Source organism: Streptomyces sp. N35 (assembly GCF_016464295.1).
Classification (GTDB): domain Bacteria; phylum Actinomycetota; class Actinomycetes; order Streptomycetales; family Streptomycetaceae; genus Streptomyces.
Map to the genome: position 1 here is coordinate 1 of NZ_JAEIMH010000191.1, position 1,806 is coordinate 1,806.

Here is a 1,806-nt window from a genome sequence, read left to right on the forward strand (position 1 = left end):
GCCCCCCCCGCCGACGACCTGGAGGCCGCCGCGACCACGGCCCGTACCCGGGGCGACCGGGGCCGGGCGGCCGAACTGGCACTGCTCGCGGCCCGCCGCACACCTGCCGTCCTGGACCAACAGGCCGCTGTCGTACGAAGGTTCGTCACCGCCGCCGAAGACGCCGGCCGCGCGGGCCGGGTCGGCCTCGCCCGACGGGCGGCGGCCGAGGGCCTCGCCCACTCGACGGACGCCGGCGAGCGGGTCCGCGCGCTGCTCGCGATCCTGGACGCAGCCGGACAGGCGCTCGACGATCTGGACGAGGTCTTCGCCCGGGCGGCCGACGAAACCGCCGGTGACCCGGCGCTGTTGGCCGCCGTGCAGCTGCGGCTCGCCTGGAAAGCGAACCTCTGCGACGGGGATCCGGTACGGGCGCGTGGTGCGGCCGCACGCGCCGCGGCGCTCGCCGGCCGCGCCGAGGACGCCAGGACCTCCGTCCTCGCGCTCACCATGCAGGCCCGTCTCGAACGCATCCTCGGTTCTCCGCATGCCGAAGCGACCTTGGAACGTGCGCTGGGCGCCGCGGTGCCGGCCGAGCCCGTCGGCGTACGCAATCAGCCGCGCTATCTGCGGATCCGGCACGACCTGTTCGACGACCGCCTGGAGCGGGCGCGCGACGGACTGCTCGCTCTGCTTCCGGTGGTCGAGCGGTCCGGGGAGACCGAGGACCTGGTCGAAGTGCTGCGCAGCCTGGCCGAGACGGAGACCCGGGCGGGGCGCTGTACGGCTGCTCTGCGGTATGCGGACCGGGTGCTGCGGATCACCGCCGAGGCGGGCATCTCGCCCGGGCCTTCCTGGTATTCGGCGGCCTTCGCGGAGGCGGCGGGCGGGTCCTTCGAACGGGCCCGTGCGTTCGCGGGGCGTGGCGCCCGGGCCTCCGAGGAGGAGCACGACCAGGTGTTCCTCTCCCGGAACCTGCATGTACTCGGCCTGGTGCAGCTGGTCACCGGCAGCGCGGCCGACGCCGTGGAACAGCTCCTGCGGGTGCGCGCGGCCCAGACAGCGCAGCAGTTCGCCGATCCCTCCCTGCTGCGCTGGCCGGGCGATCTCGCGGAGGCCCTGGCGGTCACGGGGCGTGGGGTGGAGGCGGAGCGGCTGATCCAGCAGTACGCGGGTGTGGCACGGGAGTTGGGTCGGGACAGCACCCTCGGTGCGCTCGACCGGGCCCGGGCGGTAGGGCTCACGATGCGCGGGGAGGCGGATGCGGCGGCGGGGCTTCTCGGGGCGGCGGCGGAGCGCTTCGAGGGGCTCGGGCTGCCGCTGGAACAGGGCCGCTGCCTCTGGCTGCTGTCCCGCACCCGGCTGCGGCAGCGGCGCAGGGCCGGGGCGCGTCTGGCGCTCACCGAGGCGCTTGTGCTGTTCGACGGTGCGGGGGCGCGTGCGTGGTCGGGGTTGGTGAGTGAGGCGCTCGGCCGGCTCGATGCGGGTGGTGTCGTACGGGTTTCCGCGGATGGACTGACCACGGCGGAGGAGCAGTTGGCGGGTGTGGTCGCCGAAGGGGCCAGCAATCGGGAGGCGGCGGCGCGGTTGCACCTGAGTGTCAAGACCGTAGAGACGATGCTCACCCGGATCTACCGCAAGCTCGGCGTCCAGTCGCGGGCGCAGTTGGCTGCGGCGCGGGCGGTCCGGTCCTGAGCGGCCGCTCGCGCCGGGCCTGGGGCTGGCCGTCCGCTCGGGCCTGTGGGGCTGATGTCACGGGGGCGCCGCCCCCCGGGCCCCGCTGGGGGGTTTCTCCCCCCCGCCCCCCCTGGTGGGGGGTGTTCCTTC

At 75.2% G+C, this 1,806-nt stretch carries 1 protein-coding gene; it reads left to right on the forward strand.

Features of this window, described 5'->3' with window-relative positions:
* Positions 1–1,674, forward strand: a 1,674-nt coding sequence (locus tag JAO81_RS43540; RefSeq protein ID WP_199553237.1) for a helix-turn-helix transcriptional regulator, incomplete at its 5' end; no start/stop codon positions are given.
* Between the last annotated feature and the right edge of the window lie 132 nt (positions 1,675–1,806).